Source organism: Paenibacillus sp. Soil750 (assembly GCF_001428045.1).
GTDB lineage: Bacteria > Bacillota > Bacilli > Paenibacillales > NBRC-103111 > Paenibacillus_E > Paenibacillus_E allorhizoplanae.
On record NZ_LMSD01000017.1, the window covers coordinates 25,063 to 51,594 of the forward strand.

23 protein-coding genes and 1 pseudogene are annotated in these 26,532 nt (G+C 47.4%); 9 read left to right on the plus strand and 15 right to left on the minus strand.

Annotated features, from left to right (window positions below):
• Positions 1–39: 39 nt before the first annotated feature.
• From ASL11_RS18910 to ASL11_RS18920, 3 genes are read right to left on the minus strand one after another with little or no spacing between them, the layout of a single operon-like run.
• The gene (locus ASL11_RS18910) at positions 40–1,890 is read right to left on the minus strand and encodes a heparinase II/III domain-containing protein (RefSeq protein WP_056618110.1); all 1,851 of its coding nucleotides are present in this window, start codon (positions 1,888–1,890) and stop codon (positions 40–42) included.
• 59 nt (positions 1,891–1,949) lie between these two features.
• Entirely contained in the window at positions 1,950–3,101 is a 1,152-nt protein-coding gene (locus ASL11_RS18915; protein ID WP_063795625.1) for a trans-sulfuration enzyme family protein, read from the minus strand.
• A 14-nt stretch (positions 3,102–3,115) separates the two neighbouring features.
• On the minus strand, positions 3,116–3,913 hold the full coding sequence (locus tag ASL11_RS18920) for a phytanoyl-CoA dioxygenase family protein (protein WP_056618113.1): 798 nt from the start codon (positions 3,911–3,913) through the stop codon (positions 3,116–3,118).
• Between the two features lie 179 nt (positions 3,914–4,092).
• On the opposite strand from ASL11_RS18920, the gene ASL11_RS18925 reads away from it, so the two are divergent.
• On the plus strand, positions 4,093–4,977 hold the full coding sequence (locus ASL11_RS18925; RefSeq protein WP_056618117.1) for an AraC family transcriptional regulator: 885 nt from the start codon (positions 4,093–4,095) through the stop codon (positions 4,975–4,977).
• 33 nt (positions 4,978–5,010) lie between these two features.
• Here ASL11_RS18925 and ASL11_RS18930 read toward each other — a convergent pair whose 3' ends face one another.
• The 3 genes from ASL11_RS18930 to ASL11_RS18940 are packed head-to-tail and all read right to left on the minus strand — an operon-like array spanning position 5,011 to position 9,601.
• Positions 5,011–7,854, minus strand: a complete 2,844-nt coding sequence (locus tag ASL11_RS18930; protein ID WP_056618120.1) for a family 78 glycoside hydrolase catalytic domain — start codon at positions 7,852–7,854, stop codon at positions 5,011–5,013.
• 26 nt (positions 7,855–7,880) lie between these two features.
• Positions 7,881–8,594 (minus strand): SGNH/GDSL hydrolase family protein, encoded by a 714-nt coding sequence (locus ASL11_RS18935; protein ID WP_056618123.1) that lies wholly within the window; start codon positions 8,592–8,594, stop codon positions 7,881–7,883.
• Positions 8,591–9,601, minus strand: a complete 1,011-nt coding sequence (locus ASL11_RS18940; protein ID WP_056618126.1) for an aldo/keto reductase — start codon at positions 9,599–9,601, stop codon at positions 8,591–8,593. Before ASL11_RS18940 ends, ASL11_RS18935 begins: the two co-directional genes overlap by 4 nt.
• A 209-nt stretch (positions 9,602–9,810) precedes the next feature.
• Between ASL11_RS18940 and ASL11_RS18945 the strand changes: the two genes are divergently transcribed.
• Positions 9,811–11,031 carry a BNR-4 repeat-containing protein gene (locus ASL11_RS18945; RefSeq protein WP_063795628.1) on the plus strand — a complete coding sequence of 407 codons (1,221 nt, stop codon included), beginning with the start codon at positions 9,811–9,813 and terminating at the stop codon, positions 11,029–11,031.
• Positions 11,032–11,122: 91 nt separating this feature from the next.
• Here ASL11_RS18945 and ASL11_RS18950 read toward each other — a convergent pair whose 3' ends face one another.
• The 3 genes from ASL11_RS18950 to ASL11_RS18960 are packed head-to-tail and all read right to left on the minus strand — an operon-like array spanning position 11,123 to position 14,677.
• The gene (locus ASL11_RS18950; protein WP_235550513.1) at positions 11,123–11,989 is read right to left on the minus strand and encodes a hypothetical protein; all 867 of its coding nucleotides are present in this window, start codon (positions 11,987–11,989) and stop codon (positions 11,123–11,125) included.
• Positions 11,990–12,014: 25 nt separating this feature from the next.
• Positions 12,015–14,465, minus strand: a complete 2,451-nt coding sequence (locus ASL11_RS18955; RefSeq protein WP_442953073.1) for a heavy metal translocating P-type ATPase — start codon at positions 14,463–14,465, stop codon at positions 12,015–12,017.
• Between the two features lie 11 nt (positions 14,466–14,476).
• Positions 14,477–14,677, minus strand: coding sequence for a copper ion binding protein (locus tag ASL11_RS18960; RefSeq protein ID WP_056618135.1), 201 nt, complete (start codon positions 14,675–14,677; stop codon positions 14,477–14,479).
• Between the two features lie 322 nt (positions 14,678–14,999).
• On the opposite strand from ASL11_RS18960, the gene ASL11_RS37105 reads away from it, so the two are divergent.
• Positions 15,000–15,158, plus strand: a complete 159-nt coding sequence (locus ASL11_RS37105) for a hypothetical protein (protein WP_164483573.1) — start codon at positions 15,000–15,002, stop codon at positions 15,156–15,158.
• Between the two features lie 81 nt (positions 15,159–15,239).
• On the opposite strand, the gene ASL11_RS18970 is transcribed toward ASL11_RS37105, so the two are convergent.
• From ASL11_RS18970 to ASL11_RS18985, 4 genes are all read right to left on the minus strand, one after another.
• Positions 15,240–15,563 (minus strand): metal-sensitive transcriptional regulator, encoded by a 324-nt coding sequence (locus ASL11_RS18970; protein WP_056618141.1) that lies wholly within the window; start codon positions 15,561–15,563, stop codon positions 15,240–15,242.
• Between the two features lie 88 nt (positions 15,564–15,651).
• Positions 15,652–16,869: an MFS transporter gene (locus ASL11_RS18975; RefSeq protein WP_056618144.1), complete on the minus strand. Its 1,218-nt coding sequence runs from the start codon at positions 16,867–16,869 to the stop codon at positions 15,652–15,654.
• A 54-nt stretch (positions 16,870–16,923) separates the two neighbouring features.
• Positions 16,924–17,634 carry an SDR family oxidoreductase gene (locus ASL11_RS18980; RefSeq protein ID WP_056618147.1) on the minus strand — a complete coding sequence of 237 codons (711 nt, stop codon included), beginning with the start codon at positions 17,632–17,634 and terminating at the stop codon, positions 16,924–16,926.
• Between the two features lie 318 nt (positions 17,635–17,952).
• Positions 17,953–18,537, minus strand: a complete 585-nt coding sequence (locus ASL11_RS18985) for a TetR/AcrR family transcriptional regulator (RefSeq protein WP_056618151.1) — start codon at positions 18,535–18,537, stop codon at positions 17,953–17,955.
• Between the two features lie 67 nt (positions 18,538–18,604).
• Between ASL11_RS18985 and ASL11_RS18990 the strand changes: the two are divergent.
• Positions 18,605–19,213, plus strand: a pseudogene (locus ASL11_RS18990) (MATE family efflux transporter); the annotation flags it as partial.
• A 213-nt stretch (positions 19,214–19,426) separates the two neighbouring features.
• Here the strand turns inward: ASL11_RS18990 and ASL11_RS18995 are convergent.
• Positions 19,427–20,005: a TetR/AcrR family transcriptional regulator gene (locus ASL11_RS18995; RefSeq protein ID WP_056618154.1), complete on the minus strand. Its 579-nt coding sequence runs from the start codon at positions 20,003–20,005 to the stop codon at positions 19,427–19,429.
• Between the two features lie 190 nt (positions 20,006–20,195).
• On the opposite strand from ASL11_RS18995, the gene ASL11_RS19000 reads away from it, so the two are divergent.
• The 5 genes from ASL11_RS19000 to ASL11_RS19020 all read left to right on the plus strand — a co-directional run bounded on the left by ASL11_RS19000 (position 20,196) and on the right by ASL11_RS19020 (position 24,019).
• Entirely contained in the window at positions 20,196–21,398 is a 1,203-nt protein-coding gene (locus ASL11_RS19000) for an MFS transporter (RefSeq protein WP_056618157.1), read from the plus strand.
• 392 nt (positions 21,399–21,790) lie between these two features.
• On the plus strand, positions 21,791–22,513 hold the full coding sequence (locus ASL11_RS19005) for a hypothetical protein (protein ID WP_056618160.1): 723 nt from the start codon (positions 21,791–21,793) through the stop codon (positions 22,511–22,513).
• A 2-nt stretch (positions 22,514–22,515) separates the two neighbouring features.
• Positions 22,516–22,893 carry a GntR family transcriptional regulator gene (locus ASL11_RS19010; protein WP_056618163.1) on the plus strand — a complete coding sequence of 126 codons (378 nt, stop codon included), beginning with the start codon at positions 22,516–22,518 and terminating at the stop codon, positions 22,891–22,893.
• Entirely contained in the window at positions 22,886–23,581 is a 696-nt protein-coding gene (locus ASL11_RS19015; RefSeq protein WP_082595595.1) for an ATP-binding cassette domain-containing protein, read from the plus strand. Before ASL11_RS19010 ends, ASL11_RS19015 begins: the two co-directional genes overlap by 8 nt.
• Before the next feature lie 15 nt (positions 23,582–23,596).
• Positions 23,597–24,019, plus strand: coding sequence for a hypothetical protein (locus tag ASL11_RS19020; RefSeq protein WP_056618166.1), 423 nt, complete (start codon positions 23,597–23,599; stop codon positions 24,017–24,019).
• A 305-nt stretch (positions 24,020–24,324) separates the two neighbouring features.
• On the opposite strand, the gene glmS is transcribed toward ASL11_RS19020, so the two are convergent.
• Complete coding sequence (glmS, locus tag ASL11_RS19025) at positions 24,325–26,154, minus strand: glutamine--fructose-6-phosphate transaminase (isomerizing) (RefSeq protein ID WP_056618169.1); 1,830 nt, start codon at positions 26,152–26,154, stop codon at positions 24,325–24,327.
• Positions 26,155–26,532: the final 378 nt, after the last annotated feature.

The following is a 26,532-nucleotide window of genomic DNA, read 5'->3' on the forward strand; positions in this document are numbered from 1 at the left end:
TGATACTACCCCCCCATAAGAAGAAATGACTTTAAGCTTTCACTCTATCGTGTAAACGGCACGATACTCCGTTCCATACCCTTGCCTTCTTACCAATACACCGGATCGTTTCTTAGCTGTTGTATCTTCGTAGCCCTCAAATACATATATCTCGGTGCCCACGCACCCTTCCATTCGAAGCGTCAACGTGCGTTCTGCCAAAACCCAGCGTATCGACCAGCTCTCATCCGTCGTGCATACACGCAGATTCATCAAGTGCTGATAGCCAAACTCATTCCCGATGGGCGCACACGGCTGTGTTTCGAACGCCGTCGCCATCTCCCCTTGGCAGTGGAAAAGCCAATCTGTCTGATGTTCGTCTGCGGTGATGACCTCAAACGTATCCGAGATGTGTCCTTCTTTAAGCTGAATATCACGCACATAATCGACTCCAGGGTATACATCCTTAGCTTTGGCACGGATGCAGTTCCTCTCCGGTTCGAATTGTTCGACAAACCCCCGCTCCGAACAGATCTGATCGACGCCATCGACGATGACCGTATTATGGGCAATTGTCTTCCGCTGCCATTCTAGAAATAAGAAAGAACCATAGCCATTCGAGGAAATATCGTGAGACCATAGGTAATCCGCGTCGAACAGCTCGATATTCATTAAATCAGGGTGCGCATGGCTCCGCGTATTCAGTCCGTATTTCATAAATAAAGCCGTTTTTCCTGCGCGTAACGAGCAAATAAGAGAGGCCGGAAAGTTTTTCGTGACGCGGAGCATCTCTTCCCCTGCATATTCCCCTTTGCCGAAGAGGAGACGTTGAACCCACCCTTCAGGTGAATTTTCGATCATCCCTCCATAGGCCATCGTCGGCTGGTAGTACGCCTCATAGGATTTGGAAAGCGCATATTCAAAGGCTGGATCTGGAAACAATCGATTCGCGTACTCATACTGTCCCGCATAGTGAGTCAGTGCGATATTTGGCCAGCCATCATTCGGATTCGGGAAAACACCGTTATCAAACACAAGCTCAACTGGGAACACATACATCCGTTTAACAATCTCTTCCATTCCCTTGCATGTCACATCATACATACGGGCGAACAAGAGGAAATAAGTAAACGGTTCTACACAATAGAAATGATAGTGAAATGAACCTTCGTACCAGAATCCTTCTGCTGTTACGCCCTGCTGCAATTGCTGCAGCAAGCCGAATGGCCCCTCCAAGGCTCTCTCCACGTAGCTGCTATCACCGAAGAACATCCCCGTCATGCCCACAGCTGCCTTCATCCAACACGTAATGTTGTGAATACTCGTACAGAGTCTTTCCAGCAGCTCTACCTGGGGATCGAATAGATGACTTTTGTAGTGCCGAAGCTCTGTGGCACTTAGCGTCTCCTTCACCATCTCCATGCCCTGCAATAGCCAAATCATGCCAACCGCATCGCAGAGATTAATGCCGGCTATTTTTCCAACATAACCGGCGGGAACGTCTACCTGGAGCTGCTCATAATGATCGCTATAGAATGACAAGACGCTGCGGATGTAAGCCGGGTAACGTTCATCGCCCGTGAACTGATACAACACCCCTGCATAAAAAACGTGTTTGTGCGCTTCATCCCGGTACAAATAATTCCATGCTTGATCGAAACGTGCACCCTTATTGACGTGGCCACAGCTTCCGCAGCTATTCACATGAGGGGCTTCCCTCTCGAAATCAATCCTGCTCCCGCAAGCTTCACAGAAATAGTTATGACCCCACCCCGTAATTCTCCTTGGATCATCTGCGTAATGAGTGACCCACCACTCCGTGGTCTCAAGCAGCGTATCATAGACGGTCTTCGCCCACGCTTCCGTCCGAATTTTCTCTTGAACAGCCTGCCAATCCTGTACATAGCTCACGTTAACCCTCGTCCCCTTCATACTTCGTGCAATTTACGATCGACAGTTTCCCCTAACGACTATCGTGTCATTCCGATCAGTGCGCGATCTAAATCTTCAATAATCGAGTCTGCACTCTCCAGACCAACCGAAATGCGCATTAGACCAATCGGAATTCCTGATAGGAGGGATGTCTCCTCGTTTACCCATAGCCCAGGTGAATTAATGAGACTCTCGAAACCACCCCAGCTGGGACCTTCTTCAAAATAGCGCAGGCTTTTCATCATCTTCATAATCTGCTGTTTGTCCCCCTTAGGCACGAAGCTTAGTAAACCGGAGTAACCGGACATCTGCCTGCACCCAAGCTCGTATTGCGGATGGCTAGGCAAGCCTGGATAGTAGACAGTGGATACTTGAGAATGACCTTCAAGGAAAGCAGCGACCTTCTTACCATTCTCCTCATGCTGCCTCATCCGAACCGCGAGGGTCCGCAAACTCCGAATGAGCAGCCAGGATTGGTGGGGATCCATAACAGCTCCAAACAAACTTCTTTCGTTATTGGTAATCGATTCTAGAATCTGCTTACTGCCTATAATGACACCACCCAGAATATCGCTGTGTCCACCCAAATACTTAGATGCGGAGTGAACCACGAGATCAATGCCATAGGCAAGGGGATTCTGATAGAGCGGCGTCGCCCATGTATTATCAATAATCGTCGCAACCCCGTAAGATTTCGCCAACGCGGAGATTGCCTGCAAATCCTGGAGCGAGAAAATATTCGATAGCGGACTTTCCAAATAAATAACTTTCGTATTCGGGCGGATCGCTTGTTCGAATTCCTCGATGCTTTCCCCTGATACGAGCGTAACCTCACAGCCAAACTTCTTCATGTAGGTTTCCAAAAATGCTTTCGCCGGCACGTAGGCAGCACGGGGACAAATCACATGGCTATCTTTCTCAAGATAGTAGGACAAGGCAGCGCTTATAGCGGCCATTCCCGAAGAGAAACAACGTGCTTCCTCCCCACCCTCGAGGGCTGCAATTTTCATTTCGGCAATCTCCGTCGTCGGGTTGGCAACGCGCGTATACGTATACCCGTGATTAACCGTTTTCCTTGTGAACAGTGAGTTTTGGAAAATAGGTGGGACGATTGCACCCAAAAAACGGTCATAATCGTCACCAAGATGAGCAAGAAGGTCTTCCTTACTCTTCATATCATCTTTGTCCATGTCTGACCTTCTCCTTACGATCTGGAGGCTAATAGTGGGAACATCCGACCTGCCAGCGGTTGATTTTCCTGCAAGTTCAAATCCATCGTTATCGCATGCTTCTTCCCGTTAAAAGTTGTTCCGTCCGGCATATAAATAATCGCTAGTGCACGCCTAGGTTTATCCGTTACATTCGAGTGCGCATAGTGAAAGGTAAGTCCATTATGAAACGTACAACTACCTGCTTTTAAAGGCACTTTTACAGGCTTCGCATTCTCATAATCGGTCCCTTTAACGAACTCGAATAAATCCTGAGGATTGGCCAAATCGATATGGTTGAGTTTACCGGCATTTTGCGATTTCGGTACGAACATCATGCAACCATTCGACTCATCCACATCATCGAGTGCGATCCATATCGACATAGCCCCCTGCTCCGTCATCGGCCAATAAGGGTAATCTTGATGCCACGGGGTTGGTTTCGAATCGCCTGGCATTTTCCACAGAGCATGATCGTGAAAGAGACGAATGCCGCTAGCCCCCGTAAGCTCGAGTGCCATTTGCGCAAACCGCGGGTTGAATGAATATTTATGCATGCCGGCATGATCCCGCCAGACATTAACACGCTGGTTAAGCACGCGGTAGTAACTGCCGCCTTTTTTATCCGTTTGCAATGACAGCGACGCAGACTCTTCGACCATCACTTCTTCCATACATTGACGTAGCTCTATTAATTCTTGTTCATTCAGGACATTATCGACTTGTACGAACCCGTTCTCCTGATAAAATGTGCGTTGCTCCAAGGTTAATAGCGATTGAATTGCATTGGTCATGGCAGCCAGCTCCTTTTGTACTTTCTGTACTTTAATTTCACTTTATCATGTGTACAAGGGAGCAGACTTGGGGAATCCGTCAGAGTTTCAAGGTGATTTACCAGCTTTCCTTCTATCTGCATATACTCTATGATAAATAGAAATAAAGCACTTATCTTCCTTTCTGGAGGTCTTGCCCGATGACCCGATTTCAAAATGAAGCCTACTTGGAAGCGCACGAATTCCCCTTTCATCTCGAGCAGTACACGTTCAAAAAAAAAGAATCCGTCAAGCCACATTCACACGAATTCGTCGAGTTTGTGTATGTGGTAGAGGGATCGGGTCGCCATATCTATGCAGGAGCGGAATACCTTATTCAAGAAGGTGATGTATTTGTCATCGAGCCAGATGTGGAGCATGCTTATTTCGTGGATGAACATCTCATCGTTTACAACATACTGTTTGCTCCATCCATTTTAAGTCACGAGCTGCAGTCGTTGTCCAATGTAACGTCGTTCGTCGACTTTTTCTATGTGGAGCCTTTTCTGCGGCAGTCCGTCCATTTCCAGTCTCATCTCAGGCTGAATCCACACCAAAGGATCGAGATGAAATTGCTGCTTGACCGAATCCTTAGCGAATACACCGAGAAGATGCTCGGTTATCGCCTGCTCGTGAAGACCAGACTCATCGAAATGTTCGTATTCCTCAGCCGCTGTTACGACCAAATGCTGCACAAACCGATGACAGCGCTAGCCTCTGAGCATAAAATTATTGAGCGCGTAGCTGAGTTTATCGAGCTGCATCACGCGAATCCGCTGTCGCTTGCCCAAGTCAGCCAGATGTGCAGCATGAGCCAGTCCGCCTTCACCTCTAGGTTTAAGCAGTACATGGGCAAGACCTTCATCGAATTCCGCAATGAAATTCGCATACGGATAGCGAAAGAGTTGATGCTTTCTTCAAATAGCAACATTTTACAGATAGCACAAGAGGTCGGCTTCGACGACTTGAGCTTTTTCAATAAGCTTTTTAAACAGATGCATGGAATCTCGCCCGGGAAATTCCGCAAAAACCAGAAGGAAGCTTAACATCAGCACCTGCCTGAATAGAGCCATCCAGATCTATCTAACCACATGAATCTGAATATCCCAATCCGCCAACTGCTCTTGGATTGCCTCTACTTGAATATCTACCGGAACAGCTACGTGCATCACTCGTTTCCCATCTTCCTTGGACCACGATACATCGATACGCCCGTAAGCAGTCGGAACGATCCCCTCTGCCCAGAGCAGTTCCGTCACAGGCGGGGCGATTCGAATTTTCCGGTAGCCCTCCTCTACTTTCTCAATGCCCAGCAGCTGATTACCAAGGACAAAAGCTGGCGCAGCTGACCAAGCATGCGCATGACTCCTTGGGAATACCTGAAAGGTTTCCCACGTGGTAGTGGCGCCATATCGGATCATTTGACCCCAGTCAGTCTTAATCTGCGCCAGTGTGCGATCCAGTTCACCGAAACGCCTCCACACCTCAAACAAATAGAATGAGAAAAAGGGAGAGCCAATTTGAATCCAATCCTTCGTTGGATGGAGCAGCTGAGGTTCGATAACCGCTGCCTGTCGCTCTCCCAGGCAGTCCGCCAGATACAGCAACACATGTGTCTGGAGACTTGTTGTTGTCGAAGACTTACCGTTACGGTGGATACCGTCTAGGTAGACTTGAGCCTCATCGTCCCATAAATGTTCATCAATCGCCCGCTTCAACTGCTCCGCGTGATGAAGATGAGCCCCCGCCTCGCTGCGTAGGCCCAGAGATTCCGCCATCTCCGCTGCGATTCGGTGGCACTGGGCCAACTGTGCCTGCTGCGCTGTGACGACACCAACCGAGGGAATGTCGATCGGCGCCCAATCGAGCATATTCCAAGAGCTGGTATCGAATAGGCCATCTTCGTTGAGAAACCCTCTATACGCTTCGAGTGTTATCCTGATTTCCGGATAGATCGCCTCGATGAATGTAGGGTCGCCGCTGTAATCGACGTACTCCTTACAGGCGATTATCCAACTAAAAGTCCACATTGGAATAGCCGCCTGCCAATCCGTAGGGAATAAGGCAAGCAGAAGCGGACTTTGACTCCGCGAACGCGGTACCATTTCCAAGCAATGCCTGACAAGCTCATAAGAACCAAACAACTGATAGTTAATAAGTGCACTCACTCGGCAATCACCTACCCAGAATACCTGCTCATAGGTGGGACAATCGACGAACGTATCCTCCATGCACATGTGCGATGTATGTCGGGAAATTTCCCAAATGTCATTCAGCAAGGGATCTGAACAGCGGAATAACGCTTTATCCGTGCCCGGGTAGCTAGATTGGTTCAGCTGAACTCGGTGAATCCGTATCTGCGTATTAGCGTTACGCACCGCCACGATCACATATCGGAAGCCCATCCGGGTGAAGCTCTTGAACACCTGTCTACCTTCACGGCATATGTATCGGAATGAATTATTGCAGCCGGATGTATAGGCATTGACGCCATTGACGCGGTTCTCGAAGCCATAAACATCGATCACCGTCCCTTGGGGTGCATCAACTTCTAGTTCAATCGTACCTACATAAATTTTCCCGAAATCCAATACAATTTCGAGATCCCCGCCTTCTACGGTATCAGGAAGTACTGTAGGCAGCAGATGATCATGGAGCATTCGCTCTAGCTGGTTCGTAATGGGATAGTGCTTGACGAATCGTTTACGCATCATCAACGAATAGATCATTTTATTAACGAGCACATGCCTAGAATGAACATTTTTGCACATGTCATGGTACGCCTCGAATGCCTTCAAAGTGGAGCAAGCCCCGATTTCCAGCAGCAGCGCATGTTCGTGATTCAGACCTGTTCTCTTCTCAACGCCCCCGTATACTGGCTTAAAGCCATCGGCAACCGATTCTATTGTCTCGAATGGGCCAATGGTTACGAATGAGGCATCTTGATCACCACTAATTGGATGAGCAAACTGTAGCTCCGAATCGAAATCGAATTCCATATGGCAGAACAAATCATTATGAACGCCGCAAATTTCCATCATGAATAGATGCTCGCCGGCAGCCAGCTGTATCTCGTCATGATGAACATACCAGCGGTCATCGATCTTGAACCGTCCCTGAACACCATTCCATTTGGAATGTGCAAATGTTAAACGACCTTTGGCTTCTGTTTCCGCCACCAGCCTAACGGCCAAAAACCCGCTGAATATCTTCGCATTCGCATCGCGCGAGCCTGGATACAGATTATCCCGCATATTGACGGATATCACTTGGCGGATGGGTGCAATTTCACTAAGTGCAAGCATCTGCTTCGGCCTGACGATCTGTGTGGACAACGGCTCAATGACTCGGGGATACAGTCTCCCCCAAGGCGCGCCGCCGTAGGTAGCAACAACTTCACTTCGCGCCCAACTCCCGTCATCGTAGGAGGGAAGCAACCATTGATCGCCCATCACATTGGCATCGTATATTTCCATCCAACCCAAATTCACATTTCGCTTGACGACATCAGCATCATATCCATCATGTCTACAACAGAACCATGTTTCATCTGTGCCGATCACTTGAATACCTTCGTCGCCCTGCAAGGATAATTCAGCAATAAGACCTGCTTCATTCTCAATGTATTGATAATTGGAATGGCCGTAGTGCCAGACCTTCACAGCAATGACATTCGTGACAGGCTGCAATAGGTGAGTAATATCAAACTCATCATAATACCAATGATCCGCTGTGGAACGAATAGGACCCTCTCCAAGCTCCGCTCCATTCACCCATAATCTATACTTGGTATCCGCAGAGATATACAACATCGCTCGATTAGCTGCCTCTGTCTCGTATGTAAACGTTTTCCGAAACAGGATGTGCTCATTAATCGGTCTTCGGTCTCCCGACTTCCATATCCAATTCGCCTGTTCGAACATGCGGCGCTCCCCACTTTCTGTAAAAGTTATTCGTATTCTTCGAATATCCGAGCTTCGATTCGTTCTGCTATTTGGACATGCAGTGCGCGATCCGGGTGATTGATGCCATTGGCCAATCTAGCATGAGGTCCTTGCCCCTTCAGCAACCAGTCCTCGAATAGCTCATATACGTCCACATAAGCCAGCTTTTCTTGCTCTAAATACTCCCTCAGCGCTAGGGTATACAGCCGTAAGTATCCCTTCTCTGCCACATGTAAGAATCCAGGCAATACAGTTCGATCCTTCTCATGCATGGAATCGTTGTCATGCAACATCATCATATTTGGCGTAAGCAACAGGAGATCTGCTTCTGTATCTCGCTTCACAATTCGCACTAACGCGTCCATTTTCTCCAAATACGGCTTAAGCCCTGCCTCCCCAGCATGACAATCATTCACGCCGAAGCCAATGGTCACAAGATCCGGTTGATACGCAATCACATCTCGCTGCCATCTCGCCTCCGACTTAACAACCGTATCACCGGATACACCAGCATTGATGACATTCAGAATCGTCGTAGGATACCGTTTCACGATTCGATTCTTTAGCAGATTGTGGTAGACTTGCACATGCTCGATGGTAGCGTATTCCATACACCCTTGGGTCACACTATCACCGAAGGCCACGTAGGCAACGGGGCGAGCCCGGACATCATCTGCTTTCTCCTTTAGGCGCTTATGGAATCTGGCAAAAGCACTCATAACGGATCCACCAACGTATCCGGATTATGATAATTACGTGGCCAATTGAACGGCTTTAATTGCTGCAGCAGCTCTGGCGGCAACGGCTTGCCGTCCGACACTTTGAGATTGACTTCCACTTCGTTCACGTTGCGCATCCCCGGAATGACGCAGCTTACAGCTTCATCCGACAGACAGAAACGAAGCGCCACTTCAGCAAGCGTCATGGTAGCATCGTATTCACGGATCATCCGTTTGATCGCATCCACCTTCTCCAGTGTCCGCAGGAAACGATCGCCCTTGAAATAAGTACGTCTAACATCGCCTGGTGCGAAGGTATCGTAAGTTTCCGGTGTCCAGCTGCCGATCAGTGAACCTTCGTCAAAGGGGACCCGGGCAAGAACAGCGACGCCATTTTTCTTACATGCAGGTAACAGTTCCTCCGCCGGCCTCTGTTCAAAAATATTATAAACAACCTGCTGGGCTTGGATCAGCCCTGCCTCGGCAAGCGCAATACCGTCCTGCGGACGATAATCCCGAATGGACACACCGAATTCACGGATTTTGCCTTCCTTCTGGAGCTCCATCAATGCCTCATGCCATTCTAGATCCTCTAACCCCTTAGGGAACCAACCATGCAGCTGATACAAATCAATGGTTTCCACACCTAGCCTTGTCAAGCTGTCTTCGCACTGCTTGCGAATGTGAGCTTTGGGATAGCGCCCTATCATAGCTGGATCAAGCTCATTCGGATGCGGCCATTGAACGGGCTGCACCTTGGAAGCTATATAGATATGATTGTGGTGCCATTCCTTGAGTGCCTGACCGATGACTTCCTCAGAGTGGCCTTTCCCATACATTTGAGCTGTATCTACCAGGTTGATTCCCCGATCCCAGGCTTCAAGCAGCGTCTTAACTGAATCACGGTCATCCACTTGACCGAAAGCCCCGCCACCCCCAATCTGCCAGCCTCCGAAACCAACCTCTGAAATGTCCCATTGCGTATTGCCAAATTTCCGATATTGCATAAGAAGCATTCTCCTCCCTCGAATCACCTTTCAGTATAAGGCGTTTACGAAGTGATTTTCTTGGTCGATCTGCCAGAAAAAGCACGCCAAATTCGAACTTCACAGCTCAGAACGGATGAGGTAGAATGTAGGAAATTCCGGACATTCCCACGTATCTGCGTCCGAATACATGGAGGGACGAAAAGTATATGAAGGAGGAATTGATTTCTATGCGAGGCGAACATCATTTAAGTTTTACCGAGGATGGGGCGTGGTGTTTCTTCGCTGATCCACGGGCAGTCCGTTATGTCGGGCAGCATGACCGTACTTATGTCGGTTGGTTAACGAAGCACGGCCACGTCATGATCGGCGCCTATGATCATCGTGATTGGTCAGTTAACTCCGTCATGATTAAACCAAGTCTACAGCAGGATGACCATGCGAATCCCTCGTTGTATTTTCCTGCCGATGGACGTGCGATCATCTACTACTCTGCTCATAATGGGAAGACGATGTATTACCGTCAAATGGAAACCGCAGAGGATATCGCATCCTTTGGCGCCGAACAAGAACTTCCGGAGAATACGAGCGGCATGCATGGATATACATATCCCAATCCGATTTATCTCCACCAGGAACAAAAGCAATATTTGTTCTGGCGTGGTGGTAATTTCAAACCCAATTTCAGTTCTTTACCCGATAAAGAGGGGATGTGGTCGGAAGCCCGAACCTTAATCATGGGAGACGGAGCCCGCCCCTACGTTAAGTATGCCAGCAACGGGGAGGATACTATCTGGTTTGCTTTTACAGACGGACATCCTAATATAGAAACGCACAACAGCATCTACTGTGCTTGCATCCAAGATGGCAACCTCTCTCACGCGGACGGTTCAACCATTAAACCGCTATCTGACCTGCCTATGCTTCCCAGTGAAGCCGATGTGGTGTTCGACGGAATCCTGCACGATACGAAGGCATGGATCTGGGATATTGCGGTGGACGAGGGCGGTCGTCCTGTCATCGTGTACGCCGTCTTCCACGCCAATACGGATCACCGCTACTGGTACAGCTATTGGAACGACGATGCCTGGGAGAATCATGAAATGACAGCCAGCGGCTCCTGGTTCCCGCAAACCGAGCAAGGCGCTGTGGAACGGGAACCTTTCTACTCAGGCGGTCTTATTCTCGATCATGCCAACCCAGCTAACGTGTATCTATCGCGTTCGGTCAATGGTATATTCGAGATCGAGCATTGGCATACGACAGATCATGGTAAAACGTGGGAATCGACTGCGGTAACCAGCGGTTCATCTCACAATAACGTGAGGCCTGTCCTAGCTAGGAGCAACGGGCAAGAAGACGCGCTCCTTCTGTGGATGCATGGGGATTATGTGCATTTTACCAACTATGAGACGGCTTTGAAGATGAAGTTGGTTAAGGGGCATCGGTAGGATTACCATCATAAGCCGCTCACAACAAATAAGCCCTTGCATCCTTCCTATTGAAGGACGCAAGGGCTTATTCATGCGCATAATAACGGGCTCATTTTACATCAACAACGAAAGGCACTGTAAACACTTCTCCGTTATGCTGGAACTGTCCCCACAGCTTATAGATTCCCGCTTCTGGGAAAGAGGTAGCGAACTTAGCAACAGGGCCTGTCGCTTTCTCCTCAAGGGGGTGTACATGAATGTACTGCTCGGCGTCGGCTGACAGAATCACAACATGGCCTACAGCACCTAAGTATGGCTGCAGATTCGTGATCTCCTTATTCGTCTGAGCGTCTCGAATTGTAAAACTGAGCGTTACCTCTTCTTTGGCTTTCGTACTGCTCAAGGAAAGTTCAACTGCCTTACCGCTGACCTCTTGCCGCAGCTTGGCATCCGCTTTAAGCACGGTATGCTCCGCCTCTTTACCGGCAACCTTCACCCATTGACTGAGCGTTGTGCTAGTTCCGCCACTCGGAATAAAATCAGCGATGAGCTTATAGTCTCCACCTGCATCGAAGCTTGCGCTGACCGTAAACTTGCCATTTCCTTGGTAGGCTGGATGGATGTGTTGAAAAGACGATAGATTGTGATTCACAATAATCAAATGCAGCAGCTTCTCATGATTCACTTGAAAATCAGTAACAGGTTTGCCGGCATCGTCCGCAATTTGGATCGTTAATTCCGACTTCTCATTGGCTTTCAGACTTGTCGATCCGAAGGTGAACGATGCTTTCAGGTTCGTGGATGCCTCAGGCATTTTGCCCCCATGTCCGCTGTGTTCATCCCCACTTGCTGGGCTAGAGGATGCCTCATGACCGCCATGCGGGCTCTTGCTCGATGCCTCTCTGACACTCCCGCATGCGCTAAGTAACAGTACCGCGAGCATAGCTGTGATAAGCCCTATTTTATGAATATTCACGCGTTTCTCTCTCCTCTATCTAAGGTCACAATTCGTTACGAATCTTCACACGTTGAAGACGAAGTGCATTAAGAACAACAGAAACCGAGCTTAATGCCATGGCTAAGCCTGCCACCCAAGGTGCCAATAAGCCAAGCGCAGCAATGGGTATACCTAACGTGTTATATCCGAGTGCCCAGACCAAATTTTGTTTGATGTTGCGCATCGTTTGGCGACTCATGTAGATCGCATCCGGAATACTGGCTAAGTCCCCGCGCATGAGTGTAACATCAGCAGCCTCCATGGCCACATCCGTGCCCGTTCCGATCGCCATCCCGATATCAGCCGTCGCTAGCGCCGGTGCATCGTTAATACCGTCTCCAACCATCGCTACTTTCTTTCCTAGTGCCTGTAATTTCTTCACTTCTTCAGCTTTACCTTCTGGTAGAACCTCGGCACGTACATGCTCAATACCCACCTGAGCTGCGATTGCTTTGGCCGTCCGCTCGTTATCACCGGTGATCATGATGACCTGAATGCCCATAGCCTTCAAACGGCTAACCGCGGCAAGTGATGTCTCTTTGACGGTATCCGCTACAGCTACTATACCCCCGTACCCTTTATTGATGGCAACAAGCATAGCTGTTTTACCGGACTCCTCCAGCTTCGACATCGTGTCGTCTTCAGTACCCTTCGCATCTACACCGAATTGCTCCATGAGACGTCGTGTTCCGATAAGCAGCTCTTTCCCTTCAACGACAGCTTTAATGCCATAGCCTGGGATGGCTTCGAATGATTCTACCGCGGGCAGTTCAACGCCCTTTTCTCTAATCCCTGCTACAATCGCTTCTGCGAGGGGATGCTCCGAGTTTCTCTCCGCGGCGCCTACAAGTCGTAAGAATTCCGCTTCGTCACCTTCCGCATATACATCGGTAAGTTCTGGCTTTCCTTTGGTGACTGTACCTGTTTTATCTAAAATGATCACATCAATCTGATGGGTCTTCTCCAGATGCTCGCCGCCTTTGAACAAAATGCCCAGTTCGGCCGCGCGCCCTGATCCCGCCATAATCGAAGTCGGTGTCGCTAAGCCCAGCGCACAAGGACAGGCAATAACCAAGATGGCTATAGCTTTTTCCAAAGCCCCTGCAAAATCGCCCGGTGTCACTACGAAATACCAGACTAAGAAAGCGATAAGGGATATTCCCACAACGATAGGGACAAAAATCCCTGAAATAACGTCGGCCACCCGTTGGATCGGCGCTTTCGAGCCTTGCGCTTCTTCGACAACTCTAATAATTTGTGCCAGTGCAGTATCTTTCCCTACCTTCGTCGCTTGGATGCGAAGCATGCCATTTTTGTTAATGGTTGCTCCTATAACCGCATCACCAGGTTTCTTTGCCACGGGTAGACTTTCGCCAGTAAGCATCGATTCATCCACCGCGGATCGACCTTCGAGTACTTCTCCGTCTACCGGTATTTTCTCTCCAGGGCGGACGAGCAGGACGTCCCCAGTTATCACTTCTTCAATGGGTATGTTGAGCTCTTGACCTTCGCGGATAACCATTGCGGTCTTCGCCTGCAGCCCCATCAAAGATTTAATAGCTTCCGATGTCCGTCCTTTAGCCAAAGCTTCAAACAATTTCCCCATGATGACTAGCGTAATCAGCACCGCGCTTGTTTCATAGTATAGAGACGGTCCATGATGCATGCCGGCGCCTCCGACAACCCAGTCAATCGTCAAATACAGACTATAGAAGTAAGCTGCTGACGTTCCTAGTGAAACCAGTACATCCATGTTGGCAGAGCCATTGCGCAGCGCTTTATAAGCACCTTCGTAGAATTGTCTTCCGATGTAAAACTGAACCGGCGTTGCCATCAACAATTGAAACCACGGATTCATGAACAATTCCGGTATCCAAATCCATGAGGTAAACGAAAAGTGGCTGACCATCGACCACAGCAACGGCAATGATAAGATGGCTGATATCAGAAGCTTACGCTTCTGCTTTCCGATCTCTTGCTGCCTGTGTTCCGCGGGGTCGCCTTGCTCTTGTTTAGGAACAGCTTTGTAGCCAAGCTTCTCAACCCGCTTCTGCATATCAGATATCGTAAGATCAGCAGGATTGTACACGACATGGGCCGTTTCCATTGCAAAATTCACCGTAGCCGCTCTCACACCTGGCAATTTGTTTAAGGTCTTCTCAATCCGCTGGGCACAAGCCGCACAGGTCATGCCTTCAAGCTGTAAATCAACGGATTCCTTCGCCGTATCGTAGCCTAGTTTCTGTATGCTTTGTTCCATCTTGGCTGCGTCGATACGACTAGGGTCATAAATTACCGTGGCTCGCTCCATCGCGAAGTTGACGTTGGCTTCCGTGACCCCTTCCAGCTTATTCAAACCCTTTTCAATCCGATTAGCACAAGCGGCGCATGTCATTCCCGTTATCTGCAATGATGTTTGCTTCGTATTTGTTGCAGCATCAGCAGTTTCCATCATCTACACCTCTTTTAGTTGACGTCGTAGCCTTGATCTTCAATCGCTTCTTTAATCGCATCTTGTGTCAGCTTATTTTCATCAAATTCCACATGGACCGTTCCGTTCGCTAAGTCAACTTTCCCTGTAGCACCTATCGTTTTCAAAGCTCCCTCAACGGAATTTACACAATGGTTACAGGACATGCCTGCTACTTTCAACGTTACATTTTGCATCGTTCATTCTCCTTTATATATTAGATTTATTTCATCTTTGTAAAAGGTTACCGACTACTTCCGTTTGGCCAACTTGAAATTGTTCAACAACCTTATCTTATTTTTAGTATACCCCCCTACCCTATATAAGTCAAGTCGGAAACTTATTTTATCTTTTTGTTTCCCCTTGTTACATCGTATACGAATATCGATTATATCTAACTTTAAGAGGATGAATTCGTACCCTAGAGCATATCCTATCAATAAAGCACCTCGGAACATCCTGCCTAATTCGTTTAAAAAGCAATAGATCCGTGTAATTAAACACAGGAGGTGTTTTATTATGAAGATCATGATCACAGCTGCAGAGGCTATAGAAAAAGGGGTTTGGCTAGAGCTCCTTCGTCTCTTCGGCAGAGATAAAGATGAGGATATTTGGCCTCAACAGGAGTTTATTCTAACGGAACAACAGGCGATTAATTTGAACCTTATCAAGAAATAGACACATAGCATCTAACTCGCATAAGGACCTCACCTATTTGGTGAAGTCCTTTTACCTACGTTGGTAGGATCTCCAGATCCGTCATTTCATGAGTTTATTTATCGTTGTTAGTAACTCGGTTATTACTTCTTCATCGCCTTCTTGAATGCGATCAATCACACAGCTTTTCATATGATGCTCAAGTAATTGCTTACTTACCCCATTTAACGCGGATTGGATGGATGAAATTTGATTCAGCACATCGTCACAGTACGTATCTTTCTCAATAAGCCCCTTAACCCCACGAATTTGCCCCTCAATCCGGTTCAATCGGGTGATTAGATTACTCTTGGCTTTATCGGAATGGTGACTCTTTCGTTCGCTTGAAGTTGCACACATGTCGTGTGAGTGGCTCTCCTCCGTCATCCCAATCACTCCTTTGTTGATTGCATTTTATCATAGCCCCCCACCCTATGCAAACGGAATAAGACATAACCCACATTAACATTTTCGATTATCTAATTGGCTTCGGCGTTACAGGGGCTGACACCATTACCATTCGGTTTTTCACCGAAAGGAATAAGGTAAGGAGTGCAAGGAAGGCCACAACGATAGACAGGATCCAAATCGCGTTGTTGAAGCCGAAAGCCGTCGAGACAACCCCGCCACCATAGGCACTGAGTCCTTGGAACAAATATGCGACGACCAGCACAGCTGAGATAAACTGTACGCGATACTGAGCCGGCGAGTTGATAACGACAATCCCGATTCCTCCTGCAGCCGAGAAGCCATAGCCAAGTCCGCCGAGAATCGCCGCGATGACGAACAACATAAAGGAATGCAACTCTGAAGCAGTAACTAGCATAATCACTGTCAAAAAGACCGAGATCATCCCCGCACGGATCGATGTTCTAGGACCCAAGCGCCCTGCAATTGTAGCGCTAACGGCGCCCAACAGATACGCTATCGACAGAACGGTGCCAATGACAAGAATGTCATTCGTTCCAATGACATCGCGTGCAATTTGCGCGCCTAGCGATAAAAAGACTGCACCATTCGCGAAACCCGTTCCAACTGCTAAGGCAGCTAATGCGTATAACCCCCATTGACCTGGCGGGATTTGAATACCTTGCGGCTTCCAGCCCGTTTTCTGGATAGACTCCGGTGTTTTATTTTGAGGAATGAAGAGACATAGGATCATGCTGATGATCACAATAGCGGTCAACACCCAGTAGCTAAAATGCAGCGGTGATGGGGCATATTTGATAAGAACTGCACCTATAATCGTTGCCAGGAACAGACCAAAGGCCTGTGTGATTGTATTAATAGATCCAGGGTATTTCTTATTCGACGTCGGATTAAATTCTACAAGTGCGGCGGCGCCAGATCCTGCCGTTAGTCCTACGCCAATTCCCTGCAAGATACGACCAGCGAACAGCCAGAATACGTTCGGTGCTGATGCGAATGCTAATGCGCTTATGAGTAGAAAAGTAAGTCCGATCAATAACGTGTTTCGACGACCAATGTAATCTGAAATATTCCCTAGAAGAACGAGGACCAGAATAAGTACTATCGGATACGTTGCAAATATACCTGTCGTTACTGCCTTAGAGAGATGCCATTCTGAAGCATATATAGGGAAAACAATCGTGGGAGCTGTACTGACCCACAAACTGATGGTCAAAATCCAGGCTACTGCCCAGAATGCTGCTTTCGTTGACAATGGTTTCATTCACGTTGCCTCCTTCAGTATTTATGGACTCGCCCTATCTATGAGATCTATGATTTACTTCTTAGCCTGGAATAATTGCGGGTACAGACTCGTCACGCCACCTGCAAGACCGCTCTGCACTTGACGACTCGTATCATCGGCCACGATTTCGTAGCTTCCAGCTTCAATGCCATCAATAGCAATTTTGGCGATATCCGTAGGATTAACTTTTGGCGCTTGAATATCCGCAGTCATATCCGTATCCATAAACCCTACGTGCAGACTAGCAACTCTTATGTTACGAGGAGCCAAATTCAGTCTCAGTACGTTAGTCAACCCCCACTCTGCCGATTTAGCAGCGGTATAAGCTCCAGCGTCTCCGATGCTGAACCAGGACAGGGCAGAGAGTACATTCAGAATGGTTCCTCCACCATTTCGCTCAATAATCGGTGCAAATGCACGAACCATGCTAAGCGTACCGAATACATGCGTATCAAATTCAAGATGAATGCTATCCCAATCACCTTCAAGCAGCGAAGCGCCCGTTGATGATCCTGCGTTGTTAATCAACAACGTTACGTCCTTTGCTCCCTCCGCAGCCGCGGCTACCGATTTCGGATCCGTAATATCTAATTGGATCGGAATGGCACCTGGGATATCTACAGTTTCAGGGTTTCTAGCACCTGCATATACTTTGGCCCCTCTAGCAATCAATTCAATCGTTAATTGACGGCCGAGACCTCTGTTCGCTCCTGTTACTAATGCAATTTGATTTGTCATGTTCATTGTAATTCCTCCAGTTCATATTTATAATTATTTAAGAATGGTTGTTCTTTAAAAGATCAAAAAAAATGCCTTTAAGTCGACCATGAAACACTTACACTTCAGTGCAGATTTAGCGTTCGACCTTTCAAGCGTTCTTCATTTCCCCTACGCCATACAGCATACCTTATTTAAGAATGATCGGTCAATAACTATTTCTAACCAATCCTTCTCCAATCGGATTTTATTCCTATATCTCCACAATACTCGCGGAAAAATGAGATTAATTAAAGAATTATAATTCTTTAATTAACAAACAAGCACCGACGACTATGTCATCTACTACACTAAGATTGACATAGCCACCGCAGCTGCATCCTCCAACATTTTGCGATCTGTTGCTGTTTTGGCCATAACGTGCAGACCGTGTCTTGTATTTACGAGAAACCGTGCAAGCTCACGAATGCCAAACTTACTCTTGAGTGCTCCTTTTTGTTGCGCTCGAATTAGGAAGTGATAGAACGTCGTTTCCAAATCGAGTGTATGAGCTTCCACACGTAGCGCTATAACAGGATCGCTGTTACCTATGCCCATTGCCGTGTTCGCGACAAAACATCCGCGGCGCTGATGCTCATCGCTTAGTGATACATCGATCAGCTTCGTAAAGAAGCGCTGCAATACCTCTTTGGGTTCGCCTTCCTCTTCCAAGATGTAATATACACGTTCCTTCGCAACCATTCGGAACCGGTCCAAACAGGTTAAGAATAATTTATGCTTATCCCCGAACGTATCATACAAGCTTCCGCGATGAACGCCTGTATGTTCCACCAAGTCTTGAATCGATGTTCGTTCGTAACCTTTCTCCCAGAACACCTCCAACGCTTTGTCTAGCGCAGCTTCCTGATCGAACTCTTTAGGTCTCGCCATCTGAATAACCTCCTTTCCCTGCTACTTGCTATCATACATGTTTAAGAATGCTCAGTAAAGAATGGACATTATGAGCATATTTTTAGGTGCTATGAGTCTCATATTCAACCACTACTTGATTGAATATGGAGATCATGCCGTTGCGGGATTTGGCATTTCGTCACGACTCTTGCAATTCCCTGAGTTTATCCTGATGGGACTATGTGAAGGGGTTGTACCGCTCATCGCCTTTTCCTTCACTGCCAATAAACTGCGGATGAAGCAAACGATCAGCTTTACGATCATGATTGTCGCTACTTTGGCTACGATCTTCGGTGTTATCGTGTACTTAACTTCGGATCATTTGATTGGCTTCTTCACGAACGACCCACAATTGATTGAAATAGGCAGCTATATTTTGCACGTCACATTCTTGTCCCTATTCATTTCGGGGACGACAACACTCTTCACAGGAATTTTCCAAGCGACAGGTCAAGGAAAAGCTGCTTTCGTCATGGCCATCGTGCAAGGGGTGACGCTCATCCCTGTTCTGTATCTCGCGAATCGCCTGAATGGCTTCCATGGTGTTGTCTGGTCGCTCGTTATTGCGGATGCCGTTGCCTTCCTCGTCGGGGCGGTCATGCTCTATGTGCTGCGGAATAAACTACAGCCGGATTTAGAGCAATTGGTGCATTAGATATGTTTTCTTGGATTGCTTTAGGAAAAGCGCCTAGCGGCGTCCCTGGAGGAAGCTATTCCGTACACCCACTGGGTAACGCAATAGCTTCTTTTCATTGTTATTACCTCTATGTAAGGTTATTACATGGTAGCCGAATAAAACGACCGAACGTCGTATATAGTATTCCTACACTTAGCACTTTTACTTTTCATGAACCGGCCTATTCAACCATCAGCGATGCTTTAGTCCATAAAATGCAGCTTCAACCAGTTGTTTTACAAACGTATCCTGCAAAGGTTCGCCTGTGACCAGCAGACGATAAAAAAGAGGACCATAAATTAAGTCAACACAGATCGCTAAATCAAGCCCTTGCCTTAGCTCTCCTCGTTCTATCCCCTTATGCAAGATCGTAAGCGCTTCTGATCTGCGAGGGAGGATGTAACGGGTCCGGCAAGCTTCCATTAAGATAGGATCAACTTGACCCTCACCGATTATCGCTGCAATCATATGCCCTTCTTGGCTAACCATGAATCTACATAGGTTCGTAGCGTGGATTAACACGTCTTCGAATACGTTTCCTGAATCAGGGACTGGCAGCCTTTCGGTTGCCGCGTCTAAGAAACCATCCATCACCACAGCGGCTTTATTAGGCCACCATTTATATATAGTAGCTTTACTGACTCCCGCATGCTCCGCAATCTTGTCAACAGTGACACCTTTGAATCCATGTAGCAAAAGAAGCTCGTAGGAAGCAACCAGAATGGACTTTTGAGTATTCGGATCTCGTGGTCTTCCTCTTTTCGATGACATCATACTCTCTCCTTCGTTCAGTAAATATCTATAACTTAGTATAATAATTTTGTTAACGTTGATAAAGTTATATATTCTTCTATTTACAAAACGATACGTTCAGTATATATTAATTTCATCAGAATAAGTAAACGTATCGTTCAGTAATTATTAGTAAACTTCTTTTCATAACTGACAAAGGGTGATGACGATGAATCAATCAAATGCTCCTGCTACGCAAAGCATTTCGAAAGGCATGATGTTTCTATTAGCCGCGGCATGCGGACTTATTGTTGCCAACCTTTATTACTCCCAAACACTTGTTGGCCCAATTAGCGAGGACTTGGGGCTTCCTTCAGGAATCGCGGGGCTTATTGTAACCATTACACAAATTGGTTATGTCGCTGGTCTACTTTTCATCGTGCCTTTAAGTGATATGTTGGAGAATCGCCGACTTATCGTTTCCCTGCTCTTTTTTATCGTGCTCGCTTTATTTATTGCTGCCTTTTCTAAAGGAGCATTTCTCTTCATGACCGCAGCTCTGATGATTGGTCTAAGCTCTGTCGTCGCACAGATTCTAGTCCCATTCGCCGCTTATTTATCAACCGAAGAGCAACGTGGCAGCGTGGTCGGCAATGTCATGAGCGGGCTCTTGCTCGGTATCATGTTGGCACGTCCGATTGCAAGCTTAATCGCTGGCGTATGGGGCTGGCAAGCGATCTTTGCCATATCGGCTGGACTCATGGTATTGTTGGGGCTTTTGCTGCTAAGTCGATTGCCTGAACGGCGGCCTGGGAAAAGTCTAACCTATGGACAATTGGTGGCTTCTTTACTTCGATTATTCAAACAAACACCTTTACTCCGACGTCGTGCCTTCTATCAGGCTTGCCTATTCGGCGCATTCAGCTTATTCTGGACGACAGTCCCCTTGCGGTTAGCGGACGAATACGGGATGTCCCAGCAAGGGATAGCGCTGTTTGCCTTAGTTGGTGTTGCCGGAGCCATTGCAGCTCCAATTGCAGGAAGGTTGGCTGATAAAAACTGGACCCGACCACTTACGCTCAGCGCCATATTGATTGCTGTTGTATCTTTCTTTATGCTTGCACTTGTTCATAACAAATCCAATGTTTCACTCGTATTACTTGCCATTGCGGCAATTACACTGGATATGGCGGTTTCCGGCAATCTCGTTGTCGGACAACGGGCGATTTATTCATTGGGAAATGAAACTAGAGGGCGGCTCAACGGCCTTTTCATGGCTATCTTCTTTATCGGGGGAGCCGTAGGATCGTTCGTAGGTGGGTTAACCTATGCGCATGGAGGATGGGTGATAACAACTTGGATCGGTGCCTTACTTCCCTTGATTGCACTCTTATATTTTTTTACTGAAGCCAAAGCTAAAGCTACAGCTTAAGTATGGAACAATTCAAGTCAACTCTTTATAATAAAAACGGCTACGCCGTCCTTCAAGGACAGCGTAGCCGTTTTTATTATAATGTATAGCTACTATTTCCGCCCACCTCAAGCGCGATATCTCTGTACCACTCTGAAGTTACGGAACGTGGTTCCGCTGATTTCACCAATTCCTCAATCCTAGCGGGTGCTCGTGGCGAAAATTCTAGTTGACACTGAGCAGCGAAACCATTCGTCGTGTAGAGAATTTAACCGCGACGATCGGGATACAGCGTTCATATTGACGACTCGATGCTCGAACGCAATCAGCATATTTTCGCCCCTTGACGTGTTCTAATGTATTGGTGTACTATTTAACTAATACAATTTTCCTAATTCAAAGGGGATAGCACAATGGCCAAATGGGCAGCTATAGTAAAAAAGGATTTGCGATTATCGACGACCGTCTTATTCACGGGGCTTGTTATTAACGTCATTAGCATCATCATTGCTGGACTTATCGGCCAATATCTGTTCATTCCGTTGTTAGCCGCTGCCGGATTCCATGTCTTCTATCTTCCGATCGCGTTATTCGCAAGCCTACGAACAGAAGCCTCGCACTTGCACGTTTGGCTTCACAATCCGAGGTCAGCTATCAGCTTGCTTCTAAGCAAACTAACGAGTGGATTGGTGACGATGCTCGTCTCCTTGGCTGTTCTGTACTCGATGGCGGGAATCTTGCTCCGGGCGAAGTTTCGTTTAATGGAAGAGTACTGGACGGATACTTGGAGTGCGGCATGGTTGATCTTCCTGCACGCAATCCTTATCTCCGTGGCAATCGGCGTCTGGGTCATCCTTCTGTGGTCTCTGTACTATGCACTCAAAAATCGAATCGGCCGTTTAGCCTGGTTAGTCCTTATCGGCGCCGTTCTCTTGTCGAGCTGGATCGATAATATTATCACTTCCTCGGGTCTTTATAAGCTCGTTACGCAATGGGGTGGCATGGAAATCTATTTTCCGACGTTCTCAGTAGATCCGTTCCCCCTCTACTTGGGCGAATACTTCTATAACTTGATTATTGTCATCGTTCTGTTCTATTTAAGTTCATGGATCGTTGACAGGAAAGTCGAGGTTTAATCATGGATGAGTTTCATTCTTCCAAATCGATCTATCTCCAGGTTGCCGATCGAATTAAGAGGCAAATCGTAAGCCAGGAACTGCAAGCGGGCCAGAAGCTTCAATCCGTCCGGGAGATGGCGGTAACCTATAATGTCAACCCGAATACCATCCAACGCACCTACAGCGAACTGGAACGAGAAGGGGTTTTGGAGACGAGAAGAGGACAAGGCACGTTCGTCACGGAGCAGGAAGAGCTATTGACTCAGCTTCGCTCGAGCATGATCGAAGAGCAGATTGCCTCCTTTGTTCTAGTTATGCGGGAGATGGGCTATCGCTCGGAGGAGATCGTGACCGGATTGCAGGATCACTTGAACAAAAGAGATAAGGGAGATGAGTAATGTGATCGCATTGTCTAACGTCTCGAAAACTTATAACAAGAAACCCATCATTCGAGATATTACTTTAACATTGCCTATGGGGAAAATCATTGGAATCGTAGGAGAAAACGGTGGCGGAAAATCTACCTTACTAAAGCTCATTGCGGGACTTCTTCAGCCAACTGGCGGCTCTGTCACTATAAATGGGAAGAAGGCGCACCGAAGAATCAGCACGATTGTCTCCTACTTATCCGACCAAGACTCGACTTATGCTTGGTTTACGGTAAAAGAAGCAATCGCCTATCAGGCTGCGCAATTCCCCGATTTTAATGTCACTAAGGCGGAAGAGATCATGGTGTTCATGCAGTTGGAACCGACTGTGAGAATTAGGGATCTGTCGAAGGGTAAACGCAGCCGGGCTAAAATCATGCTCACACTAGCCAGAGAAGTGCCATACATTTTGATGGATGAACCGTTGTCCGGACTGGATCCGATGGTACAGGAATCGATTGTTAGAGGAATGATTTCTTACCTTGACTTGGAATCCCAGACGCTAATCATGACCAGCCACGTGATCCCGGAACTCGAGTCGATATGGGATAGCTTCATCGCCATCAAGGACGGAACTTTGCTTCGCTATGCCGATGTCGAGGAATTGCATGACTCGGATGGAATTGGCATCACGGCGTGGATGAAGAAAACTTATTAAGAGGAGCGGTTACTTATGAAAGAAGTCTCTGTGTTTCGTCTCTACCTGTTGCGTGCCCTATACCTTCTTGTTGTCGTAGGACTTGGAATCGTGGTATGGCCCGGGGTCATCCACCACGAACAGTGGGATTTGATGGAGGGCATCGTCCAATGCATGCTGGCCGCCTTCTCGGCTCTCTCCCTGTTGGGTCTCCGGTATCCTCTGCAGATGCTCCCGTTGCTCCTTTGGGAGATGGTCTGGAAGCTGATCTGGCTATCTGTCGTCGCTCTCCCACTTTGGACTGCCGGGCAGATAGACGACTCTACCTTGGGAGTCGTGTTCGAATGCTTGATCGTGGCGATCTTCCCCTTCTGTATTCCTTGGCGTTATGTGTTCAATCATTATATAGTGAAGCGTTCGGATCGTTGGGTTGGCGGGAAGTCCGAAATTGCCGGGTGAATGGGGATAAGTACCGATATTTAAAAGGAAGATGAAGCCCGGCCTTCTATAGCTGGATAATCCTTTCATGTATTTCTGAACAGGAACAGCAACTAACTTTAATTCATCCGTGATTTGATTTCATGTTTGTCCTTTTTTAGCCATAGAAAAATCCCCTCCAAGTTGCACTCGTTTCCTTATGGTACCACAAGGATATTTTTGAGTGTCTACTTAAAGGGGATATTATATTAGCATAAGGCCGTTTTTTTCCTCATTTGAAATGATAGTCTATAACTTTATTTTTTTTCACAATTATTAAAATAACCCTATTCCACCGTGACACTCTTCGCCAAATTCCTAGGCTTATCAACGTCATTCCCACGCGCCAACGACGCGTAGTAAGATAGCAACTGCAAAGGAATTACAGACAACGCAGGCGTCAACACATCCAACGTTTTTGGAATAATGAACGTGCTATCAACTGACTTCTGCAGCTCCGTTTCACCTTCCACAGCAATACCCAATACGTTCGCGCCGCGCGCCTTCACTTCTTTAATGTTGCTCACGGTTTTCTCAAGTAACTCATGCTGCGTCGCTAACGCGATCACCGGGATATCGTCCTCGATCAACGCGAGCGTTCCGTGCTTCAACTCACCCGCAGCATACGCCTCGGAGTGAATGTAAGAAATCTCTTTCAGCTTCAAAGAGCCTTCAAGCGCTACCGCATAATCCAACCCTCTGCCGATAAAGAACAGATTATCATGCTTCGCCATCTCTTCAGCAACAACCTTCAATGCTTCCGCTTGCTCTAGGATCTCGCTAACCTGCGCAGGCAATTCCTTCATCGCTGTAATTACTTCAGCAATTTCCTCAGGCGTTTGTGTGCCCAATGTTTGCGCCAGGTGCAAGCCCAAGAGGTAGAACGCGATCAATTGCGACGTGTACGCTTTCGTGGAAGCTACCGCAATCTCCGGTCCTGCCCATGTTGTAATAATATCGTTCGCCTCACGCGCAACAGAACTGCCTACAACATTTGTAATCGCCAACACGTGCGCGCCACAACGTTTCGCTTCACGAAGTGCTGCCAACGTATCCGCCGTTTCACCGGATTGGCTCACAACAATCACGAGCGTATCCTTCGTAATAATCGGGGAACGATAACGATATTCAGACGCTACATCCGTTTCCACTGGAATTCGCGCCATTTTTTCAATGACGTATTTCCCAACCATACCAGCATGGAATGCTGTTCCACAAGCGACGATATGCACACGGCTGATGTTACGAATTGCCTCAGGTGTAATCGTAAGCTCGTTCAACGTCACACTCTTACCGTCAGGCGAAATACGACTTCCCATCGTATCGCGGTACGCTTTCGGTTGGTCATAGATTTCTTTCAACATGAAATGATCAAATCCGGCTTTTTCCGCCGTAACAATGTCCCAATCGACATGGAACATTTCCCTGGAAATAAAATTCCCCTCTAACGTCATTAATTCGACAGCATCCCGCGTCAATAGCGCCATTTCGCCATCATTTAGAATGAACACATTGCGTGTATACTCTAGAATCGCTGGAATATCTGAACCAATGAAGTTCTCGCCTTCGCCAATCCCGATAATCAGCGGGCTAGCTTGACGCACAGCAACGAGGCGGTCCGGTTCGAACTCTGTCAAAACACCAAGCGCAAACGCACCTGTCATGTGCTTCACGGCCTTCTGAACAGCTTTGAGGATATCTCCCTCGTACAAACTCGCGATCAAATGCGAAATAACCTCTGTATCCGTTTCCGATACGAAAACATGGCCTTTCGCAATTAGTTCTTCTTTCAGCGTAATATAATTCTCAATAATCCCGTTATGCACAACGGAGAATTTCAAAGAATTATCGGTGTGTGGATGCGAATTCACGTCCGAAGGCTTACCATGTGTCGCCCAACGTGTATGCCCGATACCTACACTTCCGTTTAAAGGCGTTTCACCCAACTTCGACTCCAAGTTCGCAATACGGCCTTTGGCTTTCTTAATTTGCAAGCCATCTGCCGTATACACCGCTACCCCAGCAGAATCGTAGCCTCGATACTCTAGCTTTTTAAGGCCATCCAATAGAATCTCCTGAGAATTACGCTTTCCAATATAACCAACAATACCGCACATAGTTACAACCTCCAAATTTGTATAAGCCTCTTCTACAAGGGCTGTTTGTCAAGGATCTGATTTTCAATCAGTCATAAATCATAATGAAATAAACCATCTATAAGGGCGTTCTTTACGTGTAAGATTCAATAAATCGTTAATAGATGTTGGATACTTGTCTGCCCGGTCGCCCGAACGATTTTGCTCTCCAACTTAACGGCACTCCTCGTGCCGGAAGGTCCCCGCCGAATGTTTCGAACACCTTCACCTCGTCAACTCACCGCGTAGTAGTAAGCCTATAAAGCCTACATTTCCGTCCCGCTTGCGAGTTCTGGCGCTATTTATTACGAATAACCTCTGCCCTGCCTTTCCTTCTTGAGTAACTTCATCATATGCATT

Bases quoted from the DNA above. Each gene is read 5' to 3' on its own strand.
- ASL11_RS18915 (WP_063795625.1), bottom strand. From the start codon at position 3,101: ATGGACAAAGATGATATGAAGAGTAAGGAAGACCTTCTTGCTCATCTT.
- ASL11_RS18920 (WP_056618113.1), bottom strand. From the start codon at position 3,913: ATGACCAATGCAATTCAATCGCTATTAACCTTGGAGCAACGCACATTT.
- ASL11_RS18925 (WP_056618117.1), top strand. From the start codon at position 4,093: ATGACCCGATTTCAAAATGAAGCCTACTTGGAAGCGCACGAATTCCCC.
- ASL11_RS18930 (WP_056618120.1), bottom strand. From the start codon at position 7,854: ATGTTCGAACAGGCGAATTGGATATGGAAGTCGGGAGACCGAAGACCG.
- ASL11_RS18935 (WP_056618123.1), bottom strand. From the start codon at position 8,594: ATGAGTGCTTTTGCCAGATTCCATAAGCGCCTAAAGGAGAAAGCAGAT.
- ASL11_RS18940 (WP_056618126.1), bottom strand. From the start codon at position 9,601: ATGCAATATCGGAAATTTGGCAATACGCAATGGGACATTTCAGAGGTT.
- ASL11_RS18945 (WP_063795628.1), top strand. From the start codon at position 9,811: ATGCGAGGCGAACATCATTTAAGTTTTACCGAGGATGGGGCGTGGTGT.
- ASL11_RS18955 (WP_442953073.1), bottom strand. From the start codon at position 14,465: ATGATGGAAACTGCTGATGCTGCAACAAATACGAAGCAAACATCATTG.
- ASL11_RS18960 (WP_056618135.1), bottom strand. From the start codon at position 14,677: ATGCAAAATGTAACGTTGAAAGTAGCAGGCATGTCCTGTAACCATTGT.
- ASL11_RS37105 (WP_164483573.1), top strand. From the start codon at position 15,000: ATGAAGATCATGATCACAGCTGCAGAGGCTATAGAAAAAGGGGTTTGG.
- ASL11_RS18970 (WP_056618141.1), bottom strand. From the start codon at position 15,563: ATGACGGAGGAGAGCCACTCACACGACATGTGTGCAACTTCAAGCGAA.
- ASL11_RS18975 (WP_056618144.1), bottom strand. From the start codon at position 16,869: ATGAAACCATTGTCAACGAAAGCAGCATTCTGGGCAGTAGCCTGGATT.
- ASL11_RS18980 (WP_056618147.1), bottom strand. From the start codon at position 17,634: ATGAACATGACAAATCAAATTGCATTAGTAACAGGAGCGAACAGAGGT.
- ASL11_RS18985 (WP_056618151.1), bottom strand. From the start codon at position 18,537: ATGGCGAGACCTAAAGAGTTCGATCAGGAAGCTGCGCTAGACAAAGCG.
- ASL11_RS18995 (WP_056618154.1), bottom strand. From the start codon at position 20,005: ATGTCATCGAAAAGAGGAAGACCACGAGATCCGAATACTCAAAAGTCC.
- ASL11_RS19000 (WP_056618157.1), top strand. From the start codon at position 20,196: ATGAATCAATCAAATGCTCCTGCTACGCAAAGCATTTCGAAAGGCATG.
- ASL11_RS19005 (WP_056618160.1), top strand. From the start codon at position 21,791: ATGGCCAAATGGGCAGCTATAGTAAAAAAGGATTTGCGATTATCGACG.
- ASL11_RS19010 (WP_056618163.1), top strand. From the start codon at position 22,516: ATGGATGAGTTTCATTCTTCCAAATCGATCTATCTCCAGGTTGCCGAT.
- ASL11_RS19015 (WP_082595595.1), top strand. From the start codon at position 22,886: ATGAGTAATGTGATCGCATTGTCTAACGTCTCGAAAACTTATAACAAG.
- ASL11_RS19020 (WP_056618166.1), top strand. From the start codon at position 23,597: ATGAAAGAAGTCTCTGTGTTTCGTCTCTACCTGTTGCGTGCCCTATAC.
- glmS (WP_056618169.1), bottom strand. From the start codon at position 26,154: ATGTGCGGTATTGTTGGTTATATTGGAAAGCGTAATTCTCAGGAGATT.